Origin of the sequence: Neptuniibacter sp. QD72_48 (genome assembly GCF_047778065.1) — a bacterium.
Lineage (GTDB): Bacteria > Pseudomonadota > Gammaproteobacteria > Pseudomonadales > Balneatricaceae > Neptuniibacter.
Window position 1 is genome coordinate 3375697 of record NZ_CP180547.1, and the last position, 13086, is coordinate 3388782.

A 13086-nucleotide genomic window follows, 5' to 3' on the forward strand; every position below is an offset into this window, starting at 1 on the left:
CGACTACCACCTGGTAGGTGACAACCGCAGCGAACCCACCCAGCACGGAGCAGACGCCCCAGATCAAATGCCGATTGATTACTCCCATTCCAGAGATCTTTCTGATCATTGTTGCTTTGGCTTGACATCATATATTCCTCTGTTGGCGCCAAATCTCTCGCAGAGCAACAACGACAGGAATACCCTCTATTGCCCCCAGTCTTTTTACTTAAAGGGAGAGCTAAAGCCTGTTGATAACTCGAAAGGATTTAGGCCATTACAGGCTTAGGATATAAGCCCCCCTTGGGGGAGTCGGTGCGCTAACAAACATAAAGCGCCAATAGGAAGAAGTGTTTAACCGACTTGCCAAATCACCGACAAGCAACTGTACTTCACAGATACACTGTTATTTCTCCGGAATAACGGCTTTTGAGCAACTCTCAGGTATGAAAAATGTATCCTTCTCCACAACAAAACCATTTATTGGCCGCCCTGCCCGATAAAGTTCAACAGCGTCTGTTTCCTTACCTTAAACCGGTTACGCTGCCACTCGGTAAAGTCTTGTACGAGCCGGGAGAGATTCAACATCAGGTTTTCTTTCCGACTGACGCCATCGTCTCGCTGCTTAACGTAACGGAAAATGGCGCGTCTGCTGAAATTTCGGTGGTAGGTAATGATGGTTTGATTGGAGTGAGCTTGTTTATGGGCGGTGAAAGCACCCCCAGTCGGGCCTTGGTGCAAAGTGCTGGCTTTGCCCTGCAACTCTCAGCGCGGCGTCTTAAGGAGGAGTTTGACCGTCACGGCGACCTATTGTTATTGCTGCTTCGTTATACGCAGTCGCTGATCACCCAGATGGCCCAAACCGCCGTATGCAATCGACACCATACCATCGACCAGCAATTATGCCGCTGGCTACTGCTATCACTGGACCGCCTGCCGGGTAATCAATTAATCATGACTCAGGAACTGATTGCCAACATGCTTGGCGTTCGGCGCGAAGGGGTAACCGCCGCTGCGGGCAGATTGCAGAAACTCGGCGTAATAGAATATCACCGCGGACATATTGGCGTACTCGACCGTCCCCGCCTTGAAGCACTTTGCTGCGAGTGTTATGCCGTAGTCAAAAAAGAAACGGACCGATTGTTGCCCTGGCACCCGAACAAGTGACTAACGTCTTGGCTGTGCAATAGACAGGACACGAAGTGTAACTGCACGGGAAGATGGGCAGCCTGTACAAATATGCAAGCTACCCGTTGGGCATATTTTACCCAGTAGCCACCACTACCACTAGAGCAATCGGCGGCGCTGATCAATTACTTACCTACCTGTTTGTCCATCTCTGTCAGGCGTTGCCTGTTCCGATGGTTCCTGCCGAGGCGCTTGCTCTTCGGTAACCTTGCTTCCTTCTCTGGCCGGTTTTCCTTTATTGCTGAACTCCCTCGAGTCGTTAGCCTCAGGGGCAGCACCGGTATCTGGTTTTTGTTCGCGTGGCTTTTTCATATAAACCTCTGAATAATCCTGAAACTCGCGATATTGCGTGCTGCAGGGATAGTTACTATGACAGCAATACATAAAAGCATCGGTTCGCTATCACACACTAGAAGTAGATTTTGAGAACTATTTTCGCAAAGGAGAAGTTGGTGAATGACCGGCGAACTCGTAGAGGGTGTGCCATACTCAGTTCGTCCCTTAGTAACGTTGTGGTCACACCCAGTTTCAAGCAGAGGTTAAACAACTACCCAAACCCGAAATCTTAATTGAATAAAACATCGGTGACTGATGTTAGTTTGTACTTCTCAGTTCTCTCCTTTTTTAAACCCACTTATGTTGTTGCCTCCAGACAGTCCATCCAATCACACCTACGTTTAGGATATAACCTATCGTAGCCAGTTGCTTTTTGTGCTGCTAAACAAATGAGGGCTGATGTGCTGATTCTGTACGCATTGATATCTATTGATCTCATATAAAACCCAACAATATGCGATTCTGAAGCTTTAGAAAGCCAACGTTATCTACGATAACGTCACTACCATCCATGACGCCTCAAGCGATTCAAAATCCCTTGTCCGCAAGGACGTGCCGGTTCGAGTCCGGCCGCTGGTACCATCTCTTCAACTTTTTGAAGAGTAAGAGAAAAAGCCCATCCTATAAGGGCCCTAGAAGAAAGCGATACCGAAAGGTAGTCGCTTTTTTTGTGCCTAATTTCCACCCCCGGTCCATAACCCGAAAATATCCTGTGCGGATTTTGTGCGCAGAGGAATCCAATAAAATCCATCGCTCTATCATTCTGTACGTTGTCATCATGTCTAAACGTATTCAGCGCGTGCTTATAGCCGGTATGGTGTGCTCTATTGGGGTTGCCCTCGCTGGTAGTAATATCCAACTTCGAGTTACAGGGGTAGGTTAAAGCCTTGGAGGCAGTAATTTCAGAGAAGTTCATGCGTAAGTATGACAAGTTGGCGATACTCATCCTGTTGTCTTCTTGGGTTGTAGCAATCAAATATTACTTAAAGGATCGACACCGTTTCTGAAGTGAACTGCTGCAGAGTTAGATCTGTCTTTTTTGAGCGATGATTGCAACATAATGAATGAAGCGATTGTGGTCTATTAGCTGCTCCCCTGATACTTACCACACAGCTTCGTCGTATATCAGAAATTGGTTAGTACCTTTTTCCTTGGCCTTGTACAGCGCTCCATCAGAAAATTTAATCAATTCTTCCTTATCCGTAGTATGTATCGGGGCAAGACTAACCCCAATACAGGCCCCAACCACGACCTCTTTCCCCTGAAGCACAACAGGGGTGGAAATATGATCAATTATCCGCTGAATCAGAACCTTTAGTTCACCAAGACTATGTGGATTAAAAACGATGATGGCAAATTCATCTCCCCCCAATCTAGCTGGTGTGTCGGTGGTTCTGATGTGAGTACAAATTTTGTGTGCCACTGACTTAAGAAGTTCATCACCAACTTGATGCCCATAACGGTCATTCACTACCTTAAATAAATCTAAATCAATACTCAGTAACGCCACTGTTTGCTGGCTACGCTTAGATAATCGAATACGGTCATCTAAAATCTCGTTAAACTTATACCTATTGTAAAGACCTGTTAACTGATCTGTTGTTGCCATCTCTACCAGCTTTTCTTCTAAGGCCTTCTTCTCTGTAATATCTTCTATTACAAGTAGTATTCTGGGAGTTGAATAATTGGGAGATATAACCCTTCTGGCGTTCAAACGCATCACTTTCTTCCCGATATGGGAAAACTCATGCTGAATCTCGTACCCCTCTACGCACTGTTGGCTTGGTAATATTTCATTCAGGAGACCGATAAGGTCTGCGATGTTCCATTGTCCATTGCCTAATGCATATAAGTATTGATCAACAGTTTCTTCTTCAGTGACATAAAACGACTTATAAAAATTTTTACTCGCATACACAACCCGCAAATCACCATCGAGAACCAACAAAGGATCTGGAATAGTGTCTACAATCTCCTCCATGAGATAAGGGTCATTCAGGGTCTGAATCATTATTTCGTTTTCCACATGGCGAAGGCTGTCTTTAGCCTAGCCTATTTTCTGAAAGGGAGTGATTGATGGATAGCCTTACAGTTACTCAACTGCCACCAAGGAGGCTCTTTAAAGCCACCCTCTTTTATTACCTAGCATTAGACTCATTGCTACAGCTTTTAGGATATACCCAAAATAAAAAATTGACCTACAATAGGAAGCTGTATATTATTTAACCAGCTTGATACTTTATCACCTATTTATGCACGTCATTTCGAAGTTTTCTCAATTCCTCGTCCTGTTTTCATAAGTACACCGTAAACATTCCTGCATTTATCTGCCTGAACTCAGGCGGCTCATTTATTTCCGAAAATAGGATAAAAATTATGTCTAATACAATTACTGGCACAGTTAAATGGTTCAACGATGAAAAAGGCTTCGGCTTCATCGAGCAACAATCTGGTCCTGATGTTTTTGCACACTTCAGCGCTATTACTGGTGAAGGTTTTAAAAGTCTTCAGGAAGGCCAACAAGTTGAATTCTCGGTAACACAAGGCCAAAAAGGCCCACAAGCAGAGAATATCCGCGCTATATAAACCGAAATAGTTTAACTCTATTTAGAGCATGGCTACACGCCATGCTCTTCCATAAACACAACTTCTGTTACCCCCTATTCCCTCTGAATTTATAAACTCTATTCTGTACTGCAGCCAAAGATCACTAACTGCGGAAGAATGCTTATTTATGAAAGCCAGACAAGCAAATTGTTAATTGCTTGGGCAATAATGGCTCTACTGAAGTTAAAGGAATAACTCACCATGTTAGAATATATTAATGATGCCTTGTGCGTATCTCGCTTCCCTAGGCAAGAAAATGACTTATGGGCATGTTACAAACCTTCCCTTGAATGTACTGACCGAAAACGACAAACGTGGAAACGTATAACCACTCTACTTTCTACCACTGAAATGCAGAGTTACCTTCACAAACATTACGAAGAAGAAAGTATCTCTGAAACGTTTGTTCGTATCTCGGCTAACTGAATCAAAACCGAACTTTTTACCGGATACTCCAGAGCTCAAGTAAAACTGACCATCACTTTGTATTCATTACAGTAATTTCTTCTGCCGAATTCTGCGATACATACTATTATGCTGATGCTGTCATTGCTGGCATATCCAGCAATTTGGTCTGTTATTAGATAAAGGTCTTGACCAATGAAACCTAATTTCGCTCTGGAGCACATTCAACCTTCAAGCAACTGAGGAAATGCGCTATAGGAACTTTACCCTAATAGCTATAATCAGCGACACATTTAAGAATGGGTATCATTCGTTTTCTTCGATATCCTTCTTGATTGTATACAACCTTTCTTTTTGCTCCTCACTATTCTGCATCTTCATCGAACCAACTTTGTGAGTAGAAGTAAAACGCTCAGTTTTATCGAGCACTTCAGATAGGTCAGACAGCCCTTCATTGATTGAACGATAGAGCATCAAGTCCAACCGTTCCAAATTTTCAAGTGCTTGGGTTGCTTGCCTGAGTATAAAGGGGAGTGATTCTAGAATGGTGTCATCTATGGATTGTCTCGCTAATTGGGATTGTAATTTAGTACGATCCTCTAGCCATAACACTAGCTCTTTTACCTCCTCAGTGAAGAGTTCTGCAGCAACATGGGGGGGAAGACGGTCAACTTGAGCATTGAATGAGGCCACTGTGATGTGATTTTCCTTACCTGAAACTTTGTCTTTGGTCTGACGAACACATTTAATCGTATCGCCTTTGGTAATGAATTCCATAACTGCTTCCTCATGACAAAGCATCTTATTGATCTCTATCCACTTAAGAGACAAACTAAAAATAGACCTAGAGAAGTGCAATTACCAATCGATAGGCTTACACCCATACTTTTTTTTAGGTGGCCGCGAGCCAGAAAAGGGCACAGCAATAAAAACAGGTAGCAGCACTTTTACCCTAAGCCTCTAATCTTCAAAGGCATAACGATCCGGATACGAGTTCCAGTACAATCGGATACTAAACAAATCAGCAAATCTAGTAACACTCCCTCCCTTGATACTTATAATCCGGCTTTATCAAAAGAGAGACTATACTCCTCTAGACCGAACTTAAGGAGTTAAGGTAATGTCTAATCGCCCTAATCTACGAACCTATATACTCATACCTGTGCTGCTTTTACTTAGCATGCCATCCTTGGCAGATTGTTGTAGCGAACAATCCATCACGCGAGAAAATCCTGCGGCAATTGGGGGGCGGCTTTACGACAAGTGGTGGGCAGAACTAGATCTTGCCGCGCCATCAACAACACATCCAGCCTACCCAGCTACAGCTAAAAAGTCTGGAGCTACCACTTGGCGCTGTAAAGAGTGCCATGGTTGGGATTATGCTGGTATAGAAGGGGCGTATGGGACAGGAAGCCACTATACCGGCATTAAGGGAGTTACTGCTTATAAGGGAAAAGACCCAGCTCAGATTAGAGCATTATTAACCGATACAACCCATCAATATGACCGCTTTCTGAACAAACATGCTCTAAACCTAATTGCTACCTTCATCAGTGAAGGACAGATAGACATGTCGAACACCATCGGTCTTAATAGCAAAAAAGCCGACGGTGATGCAATCAACGGACAAGTGCTATACGGAGAATACTGCAGCCGATGCCATGGAGATGAAGGAGAAGACCTTAACTTCGGATCAAACCTGAAGCCTGAATATCTGGGCCCTCTGGCCCGAAGGAATCCGTGGGAGGTATTACATAAAATCCGTAACGGCCACCCTGGCTCGAAAATGGGCCCTGAACAGATGCACAGCGGCGATATCATGAGAAGACACCACCTCGGCGAGGTCCGAATGAACGAACCGATGCCAGCGATGATCGGAAAGTTGACCTTACAGCAACAGATGGATCTATTGAATTATCTACAGAAGCTTGCAAGTGAATAAGCTGACAGGGCATATCGTAAATCAACCAAACCCGGTATGTCCTGTCCATTAAAATAAAAAAACCTGTGCGGATTCTGTGCGCATAACGATATAGCACTCTCAAATAGAATCTAAGAAACTACAGTAAAGCTGTTTAAACTTTCCTTCACTATCCACTGAAATCTACTGAGATATACCACGTACTATTTGATTCAAAATCCCTTGCCTTCACGGGCGTGCCGGTTCGAGTCCGGCCGCTGGTACCATCGAATTCTTAAAGAAAAGGCCCGCTCATTGAGCGGGCCTTTTCTTTTTGTGCTCTGGAATCAGATAAAAGACTTTGGCCCTCTTAAATATTTCCTTATGCTCTATCTAGAAGTACCGTTCTTTTAGATCCGAACAGATACCAACCAGTCCTGGAAATAGGGATGCTTCAGTAATACCCATCCTCCTTAAATCACAAAGGACTGCACCTTTCTCATGAGCATCAATATCAAACGCGTGTAAATAAACCTTACTTCGCAACCCGGAAACATAAGCGAAGTACCCCTCAATCCAATCCACTGTTGAAAAGGTAGTAACAGCCTGCTGCGGAATAGCTCTTTTATTACCTGAAGCTAACAATTCCGAATACGAAACCGTGGTATGGAATGTTTCATATTGATCCGTTTGAAAAGTATCACTCTCCCATTCTTTCTTATTCAAGACATATATTCTAACCTTCGCATTTTCTTCAGCTTCATCTACGCCTTTGAAAGCAAAGTATGCCGCTACATATGGGGAACACGACCAATCTAAAAGAGGAGTTGGATAACCATAGTGCTGGGCTAAATAAAGCAAAGCACCTAAATCAGAGTTATCATCTAAATTGAATTTCAAGCCCGTTTCAGCATGAACCAAACGGTATAGTTTAGGCACATCATATTTAAAATACCTCTGTAGATCTGAACGCCCATGCCGATGATAGCTGGTTCTTAAACCCCACTTATTTGAATTTTGACCTCTAAAAATATAGTCATCCATTCCATAATTAGATAAAACATTCTTAAAATCAGCCCAAGTAGTATCTTGAACAATAGTCTCCTCTGCACTACCACTGTATGCCTTAACATCAAAGCCTCCAGCAGTAGCGATATCTGTCTTCCACTCTCCCTTAACTACATCTCCATCAACAACACCTTGCCCTTCAATAACTAAAGGCAATTTTGCATCCGGGTAAGAGCGACTTAATTGTTCGGAACTTAATTCTAAATAGTTTTCATCATCTAATGCTCGAATATTGTTCCCCTTAAAACTAAAGGTATCTTCGACAAAAGATGCCTCGATATTAGCCACTATCGAAGGTATATCCTGATGATCATCTCGTATACGCAAAGTCCCTTCATAAGAAGAGTCAACATAATCTAAATTAAACTGAATATTCCCGGTATTAGTTCCATTTATATGGCCTAACCATTGTTTATTCATCTAAAGTCCCTTAAAAAAGCTATAAAAATAAATTTGAAACTTTGATCCCGTACTTGGATATCGCTTTCTAGCTCAAATTAAATGGGACAGAGCCCTTTAATCTATTTAGGCTCACTAGGAACAACCTGCAAATCTAACGGAGCTAATTCAAAACTCGTTGAATGATCACCCCCTCCCTTTCCATCAAGCTTCTTTTGCAGCTTTTTATTAGACATATGTGTTAAAGCAGCCAATACATATACAAATAACTGAAAACCTGCCGCATAGAAAAGAGCATATTCTATTGAAAGCTCTTTGAAGAAAATAAATGCAAATGTCGTATAGAAAACGACTGATGAAGACCAAAGAGCTACTATAAATTCAAATAGCAATTCATCCTTATTCTTTTCTTCCTTGGAGCCATAAATTTTGGACGGCTCTCCGTTCAACCGATCTTTCAAATTCACAGAGTGAACATGAATGGATGCTACAAATAGGTTTAACCACACCACTGGTAATGAAATACCCATCGACAAGATCACAAGCTTAAACGCATCCAAACTCTTAAAAAGCTCAGGATCAAAATAAAAAATCGACAATACACCAGGCGCAATAGCTCCTGTAAAAACAAGTATGCCAATAAAAGCCTGCCTAGCAGTGATATTCTTAACTTCATTAAACATCTGAATTCCTTTTCTAATCAGAGAAGTAATTCTGTATATCACAACCAAACAGCCTGACAAATCAATCTTAATTCTTATATAAAGACAAAAAAGTGGAACTCAAGAAGAAAAACCAAAGGGTCAGGTCTTGCATTGTGCAACAAAATTAAAGAGAGCAGAGGTCTTTTCTTTTTCTAACCACTAGCCGCAAAGCGTTCTAGCCACTAACCTCTAGCTTCTTCCGTACTTTCTTCCCCCGCCACCCAATAAACAGCCCAGAAGATACGATCAACGCCGAACCAATCAACATAGAAGTAGTGAACTCCTCACCAAAGAACAATAGCCCCAACGAGCAGCCAAACAGTAAGCGGGTATATCTAAACGGCGTTACGGCTGATACTTCGCCGGTACGCATCGCTTTCATTAAACAGGAATAGGCGATCACACCCGCTACCGTAGCGATCACAATCGACAACAGCTCGGGCTGAGATGGCAAACGGTACGCCTCATCTGCCCAGCTGGAATAAAGGAGCCCAGAGATCAGGACTGAGAGAAAGCCATAAAAGCCTAGCCGTGCTGTGCCTACAGTCGGTGGTGCCATGCGGCTTGCGAGGTCTCTACCGGCAAAACCAATCATCCCTATTACAGCCAACAAAGAGAGCTGAGAAAAGCCATCAGCGCCTGGCTGCACGATTAAGATAACGCCTAACAGTCCTATAAATATGGCTAACCACCTAACAGGGCTTACTTTTTCTCCAAGAAACAGCACTGCGCCCGTCACAACTACAAGCGGAGTGGCTTGCAGTATCACAGTGGCAGTAGATAGCGGGATAAAGGCGATTGCGAGTACGTAAAACAGCCGCCCTATTACTTCAAAGACGATGCGAATACGCATAGGTAACGACAAAACGTCTTTGATAAACAAAGGCTCACGGTTGCATTTAAGCATGGCCGCAAACAGGAACATGCCACCTAAACCGAAGAGAGCAAGCACCTGCCCAACTGGCAAGGTTTGCGCGGCATCCTTAACCAGCGCATCTTCAATCGCAAACGCAGCCATGGCAGCGATCATCCACAGGCTGCCAATCAAATTATCTTTACTGTTCGTACCTGTTGAATGCGCCACGTGATCTCTGTTTTCCAAAAGGTAGGTTGATTTAACGACCTACCATCCTACCTATCCCCTCTTAACCTCCAAGGCACAGCCAATAGAATTTGCATAGTGACAGATTCGTATAGGGCAAGCCTCTTTAACCTTCAAAGGCATGCCGATTCAGGCGCGGCGGCTAGCACCACTGAATGCTAAAGAAATAAGTCAATCTAATAGCGCTACGCTACCTTGCTCTTATTACTCGTGATCCGGCATTCACAAAAAGAGTGTCTATACTACGGTATACAGCGCTTCAAGCTTAAGGGACCGATAATATGCCTATGCATCTACACTTGAGAACTCCCATACTCATATTGGCGCTGCTTTTGCTTAGCATGCCATCCTTAGCTGATTGCTGTAGAGACCAATCAGCCACACCGGACAATCCAGTGGCAATTGGAGGGCGCCTTTACGATAAATGGTGGGCAGAACTAGATCTTTCTGCGCCATCGATAACGCACCCGGCCTACCCGGCAACAGCTAAAAAATCAGGAACTACCACTTGGCGTTGCAAAGAGTGCCACGGATGGGATTATGCTGGTGCTGAGGGTGCCTACAGAAATGGAAGCCACTTTACCGGCATTAAGGGCATTACCGCTTACAAGGGGAAGGAGCCTGCCAAAATTAACGCCCTATTAACCGACTCAAACCATCAATATGATCGCGTTCTGAATAAGCATGCACTAGACCTTATTGCCACCTTCGTTAGCGAAGGTCAGATTGATATGTCAAACGCCATTAACCTCAATAACAAAAAAGCCAACGGTGATGCTATCAAGGGTCAAACCCTATACGGAGAATACTGTAGTCGCTGCCATGGAGATAAAGGAGAAGACCTTAACTTCGGCTCAAAACTGAAACCCGAATATCTGGCCCCTTTAGCCCGAAGGAATCCTTGGGAGACATTACACAAGATCCGTAACGGCCATCCAGGTTCGAAAATGGCCCCTGAACAGATGCACAGTGGCGATAATATGAGAAGACATCACCAAGATAAGTTACGTATGAACGAACCAATGCCTGCGATGATCGGAAAGCTAACCTTACAACAACAGATCGATTTATTAAGTTATCTACAGGAACTTGATGGCAATTAAAGGAATCGGAACACTCTAATCCTCACTGGCCCGTTTTGAATACAACGACCAGCACCAATGAATTCCACAACAAAAAAGGCCTGCTCATTGAGCAGGCCTTTCTTTTTCTAGCCACTAGCAGCGAAGCGATCTAGCTGCTAGTTACTGAAATATATTAAACACCGTTAATCAGTAGGTGTACGCCGATACTTGCCACATAACCTAGAGCAATTGCAGGCGTCCATTTAAGGTGAGAAGCGAAGGTATAAACGCCACGCGCAGTACCTAGTAGTGCTACACCTGCAGCAGAACCGATCGCCAACATACTGCCGCCCACACCCGCTGTTAGGGTTACAAGCTGCCACTGGCCTAGCGACATCGCTGGGTCCATGGTTAATACCGCGAACATCACCGGAATGTTATCTACAATCGCCGATAGCACACCTACCAGACCGTTCGCCCATGTTGGGCCAAGGTCGTTGTACATTAGTTCAGAAACGATCGCCATGTAACCGAACTGGCTCAAGCCAGCTACACACAAGATTACGCCGTAGAAGAACAGCAAAGTATCCCACTCGGCACGCGATACACGTTCCATCACGTCGAACTCTTTAACTTCTTCACGCTTCTCAGTCATATCTTCAAACAGCTCTACAGCACCCACTGTTTCACCGTTTTCATCAACAACAGGGGCAGCACTGAACATTAGGTATGCGCCTGAGTTACCGATATTGTCGAAGTAGTTAGCGGCATCGTAAGACTTACCGCCCATTGGGTTGTCACGATACTTGTTTTGATAGTGCTGACGTACGCCTGCACCTGATTCGTCTTCTAGGACAGCATCAGCCAAGGTTGGACGCTGCTCTTTATAGAAGCCTTTCCAGTGATCTTTAGTGCCGATCATCTCTTCAGCTTTGATACCCGTTAGATCTTCTAGTGCAGTGTTCCAGTGGGTAACGTTTTTCTCTTTATCGATCATAAACGCTGGATAAGGCTGATCATTTAGATGCTCGCCGATATCCTTGCCGTATGCCTGTAGAACGCTCAATGGGTTCTGGTGCGCATCGCTACGACCACCAAAGATCGAGTCTGCCATCACCGTACGACCTTCAACCTTCTTCAGGTAGAACGAGTACATACCTAGGTAACCCAAACCAAACATCATGCCAGCTGCAGGTGGTAGGTGTAGGAAGCTGTGGAAGCTTACTGCAGTTACGATAGTCGCTAGGAATAGCACCATCATCACTTTAGCACCACGTTTCATGAAGGACTTTTCCTGAGACGCTTCTGGGATCTCATTAGGAATAGCGAAGTTCATGATAATGGCAGGCACAAACCAGTTAACTAGCGATGGGATAAACAGCGGTAGGAACTCTAGGAACTCTACTTTACCCTTCTGCCAAACCATCAGTGTTGTGATATCGCCGAATGGGGAGAATGCACCACCAGCGTTTGCCGCAACGACTACGTTGATACATGCAATCGATACAAAACGGATATTCGAACCACCTACAGCCATTACAACCGCACCCATCAGAAGTGCAGTCGTTAAGTTATCCGCAATCGGAGAGATAACAAATGCTAGTGCGCCGGTAACCCAGAAAACCTTACGTAGAGAGTAACCACGGGATACCAGATAAGCACGCAGCGCTTGGAATACATTACGATCTTCAAGCGCGTTAATGTAGGTCATCGCTACTAGCAGGAATAGGAATAGCTCTGCGTATTCGATAATCGCATGTTTAATCGCATGATGCGCCTGTTCTGTGGCACCAATTTCCTTAAATGCTAGCGCTACTAGAATCCAGATCAGACCCGCAGCCACCAGAACCGGCTTACTTTTAAGCAGATGAATATTGTTTTCCAGCGGAACCAGTGAGTAGGCCAAAATAAAGATGGCGATACTTAGATAGCCATAGAAAGAGGCGCTCAGTTCCGGAACGTTAGCGGTCGCTCCGCCGGTTTCCGCAAAAGCAGTAAGAGGGAGCAGTAAGAGACCAACAACAGCCAACACAAAGCGTAAGCTTGCGCTGTTGATCTGTGGAAAAAACATCGACAGGTTCATGGTCAGAATCCGATTTTAAAATTGTTGTGTCTGGATCAGGTTACGGGTTTCAAAATACCCGCCGAAATTGCATAAGAATTGACAATTCTTATGCAATTTCTGCCTAGCAACTTGCAGGGCTTGACCCATCGTCACGAGAAAGAGCGTCAAAAAATGACCAAATTCGAGTAGACCAACGTTAAGTCCGACCAGCTACTAGCATGGCGTGTATTCATGCCTATGCTGAAAATGCTGCAATGCACACATTTTTG

12 protein-coding genes and 1 tRNA gene are annotated in these 13086 nt (G+C 44.2%); 6 read left to right on the forward strand and 7 right to left on the reverse strand.

What is annotated here, in order from left to right:
• Nucleotides 1–432: 432 nt before the first annotated feature.
• Complete coding sequence (locus ACMXYX_RS15380) at nt 433–1146, forward strand: Crp/Fnr family transcriptional regulator (protein ID WP_415885922.1); 714 nt, start codon at nt 433–435, stop codon at nt 1144–1146.
• A 150-nt stretch (nt 1147–1296) separates the two neighbouring features.
• On the opposite strand, the gene ACMXYX_RS15385 is transcribed toward ACMXYX_RS15380, so the two are convergent.
• On the reverse strand, nt 1297–1479 hold the full coding sequence (locus ACMXYX_RS15385; protein ID WP_415885924.1) for a hypothetical protein: 183 nt from the start codon (nt 1477–1479) through the stop codon (nt 1297–1299).
• 501 nt (nt 1480–1980) lie between these two features.
• Between ACMXYX_RS15385 and ACMXYX_RS15390 the strand changes: the two genes are divergently transcribed.
• A tRNA-OTHER gene (locus ACMXYX_RS15390) sits at nt 1981–2085 on the forward strand.
• Nucleotides 2086–2605: 520 nt separating this feature from the next.
• On the opposite strand, the gene ACMXYX_RS15395 is transcribed toward ACMXYX_RS15390, so the two are convergent.
• On the reverse strand, nt 2606–3514 hold the full coding sequence (locus tag ACMXYX_RS15395) for a diguanylate cyclase (protein ID WP_415882523.1): 909 nt from the start codon (nt 3512–3514) through the stop codon (nt 2606–2608).
• Nucleotides 3515–3879: 365 nt separating this feature from the next.
• Between ACMXYX_RS15395 and ACMXYX_RS15400 the strand changes: the two genes are divergently transcribed.
• On the forward strand, nt 3880–4089 hold the full coding sequence (locus tag ACMXYX_RS15400; protein WP_415882524.1) for a cold-shock protein: 210 nt from the start codon (nt 3880–3882) through the stop codon (nt 4087–4089).
• Between the two features lie 222 nt (nt 4090–4311).
• Nucleotides 4312–4536 (forward strand): hypothetical protein, encoded by a 225-nt coding sequence (locus ACMXYX_RS15405; protein WP_415882525.1) that lies wholly within the window; start codon nt 4312–4314, stop codon nt 4534–4536.
• 285 nt (nt 4537–4821) lie between these two features.
• On the opposite strand, the gene ACMXYX_RS15410 is transcribed toward ACMXYX_RS15405, so the two are convergent.
• Nucleotides 4822–5292: a hypothetical protein gene (locus tag ACMXYX_RS15410; RefSeq protein WP_415897026.1), complete on the reverse strand. Its 471-nt coding sequence runs from the start codon at nt 5290–5292 to the stop codon at nt 4822–4824.
• 343 nt (nt 5293–5635) lie between these two features.
• On the opposite strand from ACMXYX_RS15410, the gene ACMXYX_RS15415 reads away from it, so the two are divergent.
• A complete protein-coding gene (locus ACMXYX_RS15415) occupies nt 5636–6457 on the forward strand; it encodes a c-type cytochrome (protein WP_415906219.1) in 822 nt (273 codons plus the stop codon).
• Nucleotides 6458–6808: 351 nt separating this feature from the next.
• Here the strand turns inward: ACMXYX_RS15415 and ACMXYX_RS15420 are convergent, their stop codons facing one another.
• The 3 genes from ACMXYX_RS15420 to ACMXYX_RS15430 all read right to left on the reverse strand — a co-directional run bounded on the left by ACMXYX_RS15420 (nt 6809) and on the right by ACMXYX_RS15430 (nt 9670).
• Nucleotides 6809–7903 carry an FRG domain-containing protein gene (locus ACMXYX_RS15420; protein WP_415906220.1) on the reverse strand — a complete coding sequence of 365 codons (1095 nt, stop codon included), beginning with the start codon at nt 7901–7903 and terminating at the stop codon, nt 6809–6811.
• A gap of 101 nt (nt 7904–8004) precedes the next feature.
• Entirely contained in the window at nt 8005–8565 is a 561-nt protein-coding gene (locus ACMXYX_RS15425; RefSeq protein ID WP_415906221.1) for a hypothetical protein, read from the reverse strand.
• 196 nt (nt 8566–8761) lie between these two features.
• The gene (locus tag ACMXYX_RS15430) at nt 8762–9670 is read right to left on the reverse strand and encodes a DMT family transporter (protein ID WP_415906222.1); all 909 of its coding nucleotides are present in this window, start codon (nt 9668–9670) and stop codon (nt 8762–8764) included.
• A gap of 299 nt (nt 9671–9969) precedes the next feature.
• Between ACMXYX_RS15430 and ACMXYX_RS15435 the strand changes: the two genes are divergently transcribed.
• A complete protein-coding gene (locus tag ACMXYX_RS15435) occupies nt 9970–10791 on the forward strand; it encodes a c-type cytochrome (RefSeq protein ID WP_415906223.1) in 822 nt (273 codons plus the stop codon).
• Between the two features lie 154 nt (nt 10792–10945).
• On the opposite strand, the gene nhaD is transcribed toward ACMXYX_RS15435, so the two are convergent.
• Complete coding sequence (gene nhaD, locus ACMXYX_RS15440) at nt 10946–12835, reverse strand: sodium:proton antiporter NhaD (protein ID WP_415906224.1); 1890 nt, start codon at nt 12833–12835, stop codon at nt 10946–10948.
• Nucleotides 12836–13086 lie beyond the last annotated feature (251 nt).

Excerpts from the sequence above, each read along its gene's own strand:
- ACMXYX_RS15380 (WP_415885922.1), top strand. The coding sequence starts at position 433 with ATGTATCCTTCTCCACAACAAAACCATTTATTGGCCGCCCTGCCCGAT.
- ACMXYX_RS15385 (WP_415885924.1), bottom strand. The coding sequence starts at position 1,479 with ATGAAAAAGCCACGCGAACAAAAACCAGATACCGGTGCTGCCCCTGAG.
- ACMXYX_RS15395 (WP_415882523.1), bottom strand. The coding sequence starts at position 3,514 with ATGATTCAGACCCTGAATGACCCTTATCTCATGGAGGAGATTGTAGAC.
- ACMXYX_RS15400 (WP_415882524.1), top strand. The coding sequence starts at position 3,880 with ATGTCTAATACAATTACTGGCACAGTTAAATGGTTCAACGATGAAAAA.
- ACMXYX_RS15405 (WP_415882525.1), top strand. The coding sequence starts at position 4,312 with ATGTTAGAATATATTAATGATGCCTTGTGCGTATCTCGCTTCCCTAGG.
- ACMXYX_RS15410 (WP_415897026.1), bottom strand. The coding sequence starts at position 5,292 with ATGGAATTCATTACCAAAGGCGATACGATTAAATGTGTTCGTCAGACC.
- ACMXYX_RS15415 (WP_415906219.1), top strand. The coding sequence starts at position 5,636 with ATGTCTAATCGCCCTAATCTACGAACCTATATACTCATACCTGTGCTG.
- ACMXYX_RS15420 (WP_415906220.1), bottom strand. The coding sequence starts at position 7,903 with ATGAATAAACAATGGTTAGGCCATATAAATGGAACTAATACCGGGAAT.
- ACMXYX_RS15425 (WP_415906221.1), bottom strand. The coding sequence starts at position 8,565 with ATGTTTAATGAAGTTAAGAATATCACTGCTAGGCAGGCTTTTATTGGC.
- ACMXYX_RS15435 (WP_415906223.1), top strand. The coding sequence starts at position 9,970 with ATGCCTATGCATCTACACTTGAGAACTCCCATACTCATATTGGCGCTG.
- nhaD (WP_415906224.1), bottom strand. The coding sequence starts at position 12,835 with ATGAACCTGTCGATGTTTTTTCCACAGATCAACAGCGCAAGCTTACGC.